At 50.6% G+C, this 3,778-nt stretch carries 8 protein-coding genes; all 8 read right to left on the bottom strand.

Features of this window, described 5'->3' with window-relative positions; translation table 11 throughout:
• Positions 1 to 183: hypothetical protein (locus tag LH464_RS24070; RefSeq protein WP_226788931.1), on the bottom strand; the 183-nt coding region annotated here is incomplete at its 3' end.
• A gap of 3 nt (positions 184 to 186) precedes the next feature.
• A complete protein-coding gene (locus LH464_RS24065) occupies positions 187 to 489 on the bottom strand; it encodes a PAAR domain-containing protein (RefSeq protein WP_226788930.1) in 303 nt (100 codons plus the stop codon).
• Positions 490 to 504: 15 nt separating this feature from the next.
• Positions 505 to 933 carry a hypothetical protein gene (locus tag LH464_RS24060; RefSeq protein ID WP_226788929.1) on the bottom strand — a complete coding sequence of 143 codons (429 nt, stop codon included), beginning with the start codon at positions 931 to 933 and terminating at the stop codon, positions 505 to 507.
• Between the two features lie 51 nt (positions 934 to 984).
• Complete coding sequence (locus LH464_RS24055) at positions 985 to 1,173, bottom strand: hypothetical protein (RefSeq protein ID WP_226788928.1); 189 nt, start codon at positions 1,171 to 1,173, stop codon at positions 985 to 987.
• 57 nt (positions 1,174 to 1,230) lie between these two features.
• Positions 1,231 to 1,533, bottom strand: a complete 303-nt coding sequence (locus LH464_RS24050) for a PAAR domain-containing protein (protein WP_226788927.1) — start codon at positions 1,531 to 1,533, stop codon at positions 1,231 to 1,233.
• A 537-nt stretch (positions 1,534 to 2,070) separates the two neighbouring features.
• Positions 2,071 to 2,448, bottom strand: a complete 378-nt coding sequence (locus LH464_RS24045) for a hypothetical protein (protein ID WP_226788926.1) — start codon at positions 2,446 to 2,448, stop codon at positions 2,071 to 2,073.
• Between the two features lie 13 nt (positions 2,449 to 2,461).
• Positions 2,462 to 2,986 (bottom strand): DUF6973 domain-containing protein, encoded by a 525-nt coding sequence (locus LH464_RS24040; RefSeq protein WP_226788925.1) that lies wholly within the window; start codon positions 2,984 to 2,986, stop codon positions 2,462 to 2,464.
• A gap of 8 nt (positions 2,987 to 2,994) precedes the next feature.
• Positions 2,995 to 3,778 (bottom strand): type VI secretion system Vgr family protein (locus LH464_RS24755; protein ID WP_390625052.1); only part of this gene is annotated, 784 nt, incomplete at its 5' end.

The raw sequence follows: 3,778 nt of genomic DNA, 5'->3' as shown, positions 1-3,778 counted from the left end.
CAATTGCATAAGAGCCCGATCTGAGCCGTCAGCCTGGTCCGAGAAGATGAAGCGAGGTTCACCCGCAGCCTGGGCTATCCAGCGCCGCTCTCCTGCATGCAGGCTTTGCCAGATATCGACCGGGCTCAAGCCATCTCCAAGGTCAAGGGGCAAGGGCAGGTTTGTGGTGTTCTGATTGCTCACGGATCATTCACCATCAAAGAACACATCGCCGGAGCCTGAAGCTGCGGCACCCCCGCAATCGATGCTGTCGCCAATCCGTCCAGCCGCCCGGCCATTGATGAACACAGTGGGCGATCCCTGGGACAAGGCTCGACCATGTGCCGGCGCAGGACAGGACGGGCAGCCGTGTGCCGCATAGGCATCGCCCACCCGGACGGCTGGCTTGCCGTTGATGATCACGTCAGGACTGCCTTCCACCGCCACGGTTGGCGGGAAATGGCAACCATGGCCCGAGCCGATGTCGTCTTTGCGCGTTGAGGCGGGCATACGCATAAGTCCTCATCAACGCCAAATGCAGGCTGGGTCATCCGAATTTTGCGGATATCCAAAAAGAAAGCGCTTATGATGTGGTGGTTGCACAAATTTCTTTTCGTTAAAGCTCCAATTGTATACTTCTCCTGCAACAATTACGGCGAGCCAATAACCGGCACTTCCTGTCGGGTTTGGTCGTCTCATTCTTCGCTGAAGAATGCTAATAGCTGTCAATTCATAGATGGAATCGATTTTATCGTGAGGAGAACCGGAACGCGGTTTCAGCCGCTTATCGGCCCCAATGAGAATACAGTAGTTCCGGTTTCCAACGAGCTTTGCAAATTCTGAGTAGATCAGGGCAGTCGTTCTTATGTTCCAGACATAAATCCATGCTGTCAGGAAGACGCACAGGAGAGCAGCAGGAGCAACGAATATCAGGGCTATTTTGCGCCTATCCATGCTCCTGAACCTCCGTCATGTGTTCCACGAAACGGGCAATATCCTGCCACATCACCTTTCCTTTTCGCTCATACACAGGTCAATCCAGCGGCGTGCGTCGAGCTTTGCCAACAATTGCATAAGAGCCCGATCCGAGCCGTCAGCCTGGTCTGAGAAGATGAAGCGAGGTTCACCCGCAGCCTGGGCTATCCAGCGTCGCTCTCCTGCATGCAGGCTTTGCCAGATATCGACCGGGCTCAAGCCATCTCCAAGATCAAGGGGCAAGGGCAGGTTTGTGGTGTTCTGATTGCTCACGGATCATTCACCATCAAAGAACACATCGCCGGAGCCTGACGCCGCGGCACCCCCGCAGTCGATGCTGTCACCAATCCGTCCAGCCGCGCGGCCATTGATAAACACAGTGGGCGATCCCTGGGACAACGCTCGGCCATGTGCCGGCGCGGGACAGGACGGGCAGCCGTGTGCCGCATAGGCATCGCCCACCCGGACGGCTGGCTTGCCGTTGATGATCACGTCAGGACTGCCTTCCACCGCAGCGGTTGGCGGGAAGTGGCAGCCATGGCCCGAGCCGATGTCGTTTTTACGGGTGGAGGCGGGCATTCTCACTTTTCCCTTGCGCGGTGGTCATGAACCTCTAGCGGAGACCCACTACTGCCAAAGAATTTCTTATGGAGGATGCTCCAAGTGTAGCATCCTCCATAATAGTTTGATGACTCTATACAAAGAGAAAGATAGTGTGAATTATATTCACTTAATATGTTATTCAAGTATACTTGAATCAAAAAGCTAACTTCTATAAATTCTAAATCGCTGTGTGTTTTGTCTATCTTGGTTGTATAATCCGGCGGGACCAGGCTTTCGGTACGATTTAATTGCACCGACCGAACAGGGGTTACTGCCCTTATCATGTTAAGTTGATCGTTGATGTACCGGTAATCGATTATAACGAATGCAGCGTAACAATAGGCCGCAAATAACAACCCAGCCAAAATTGCAGGTAAACCAAGCCAGAAACAGAGCCGCTTGCTCTGTCTCATCTTAATACCCCTACGTCCTTTTCCGACAGAGTGTTCACGGCGCCAGGAGCATCCCAAAGCCTGCCCTTTTTGATTTAGAGGCGGGCACCAAACTGCTCTCTTATTTTGGACCTGTTGCGATCAATCTTCTTCCGTCATATCTTACTATGTAAGTCGGGGAACCAAAGAAAGAAAAATCAAGGTTTGGAGTAGTATAAAACCCATTCTGGTCTTTATTGTTTCCATCTTGGACAAAAAATGTAATTCCACCTTCACACTCCAAAAGAAACCGATTTGTTTTTTTAGAATGAGGCCAAGTCAACGCTTGGAAAGTCTCCTTTTGCTTTCCGGAGCAATCGATTTCATAACCAAATGTTACCTTGTTATCGCTACTGTTGATGAAATTGATTTTGCGATATTTATTTAAAGTTATAATTAATGCTGTGTAGACTCCTAATGTTATTAAGATTATTGAGCTAATTATAGCAATGGTTTTCATGGATCAACCTCAATTACTTTGCTCCGGCAGTTGGAGCCTGACCTAGGTCCGTAATCAGGCCCCCGCGGCTCAGTTCTTGCTTTACTAAGTCTGCGATCTCTTTGTGGGATGCTGAGGGGTGGGCTGCACCGAGCTTTCGCCCGACTCTATTGTTGTAGAGATCCATGTAATGCTCACTGTAAACGTTTGGCGCGCTACGCTCATGCGCGTTTGCTTGGCTGGCCGCATCCACCTCATCAATTTGCGCCATCAAAGCATTCCAATAGGCATGTCGAAAAGCATCCCTGCAATCGTTATGTGCGCTTGTCCCAGGCTGGTAATCAAAATAAGGGTAGCAACCTGGGGTGTTAATGTCTGCTGCTTCAGTGCTCGCGGCTTTGGCCGCAGCCTTGAACGAAAACGCATCCAACGGGTGCCATAGCGCCGATCCTTTGTCGCCAACTCCTACGGGAGACCAGCCAAACTCATGCTTTAGTGCAACGGATTCCTCAGCACTCAACAGGGTATTGGAATCCTGACTATTTATGTAGTCACCCATCTCTCATCCTAGTTTAGATTAATTTTTGTGCCTTTTAACGATATTTTTCCATCAGCAGACATCGTAATACTGGCCTTCCCGCACTGTAGTTTAATTTCTTCCAGCGCGGTTATAGTTCGGATTGTACCAGCTCCATCATGGAGTTGCTTGCCGGCGATCATAGTAATAGCTTCGCCCGCGTTAATATCTACGGAATGACCAGCGGCGATTTTCTTGATTCCTGCAATTACCTCAAGGGAGGATATCCCAATGAGGTCCATCTTGTTGCCCAGCACGTGGGTATGCAAATTCCCTGATCCGGCATTCTGCAACGGAACGAGAGCGTTTTTTATCGGCTTGAAGATGCCGTCAAAAGCTTTTGCCAGCTTGTCCTCGACAAATTTACGGACAAATTGAGCCCCGACAGATATGACATAATCACCGCCGATATCGAGCCGGTTATTGCCTCCTATGTTCTGCGTCTTATGTGATGCAATCGAAGCGCCATACGACGATGAAACGTTGAGAGCCACATTTCCCTTTACAAAGCGTGTTTCATCATTGCCGATAACAAGGTTGAGATCCTTCTGGGCATGGACATAGACCTCTTCCTGGCCAGCCTGATCTTCGAATCTTAGCTCATTGAAACCCTCTCCCTTGTGGGTCTGGGATTTGATGGTCGTGCGTGTCTTGTGGTCCGGCAGCTTGTATGGCGGCTTGTTGGTGGCGTGATAGGTGCGGCCGGTGACGATCGGCTGATCGGGATCGCCCTCGAGGAAGTCGACGATGACTTCGTGGCCGATGCGCGGGATG

Source organism: Pseudorhizobium xiangyangii, from assembly GCF_020531965.1.
In the GTDB taxonomy this organism is placed as follows: Bacteria; Pseudomonadota; Alphaproteobacteria; order Rhizobiales; family Rhizobiaceae; genus Neorhizobium; species Neorhizobium xiangyangii.
This window is presented reverse-complemented; position numbering and strand designations above follow the sequence as displayed.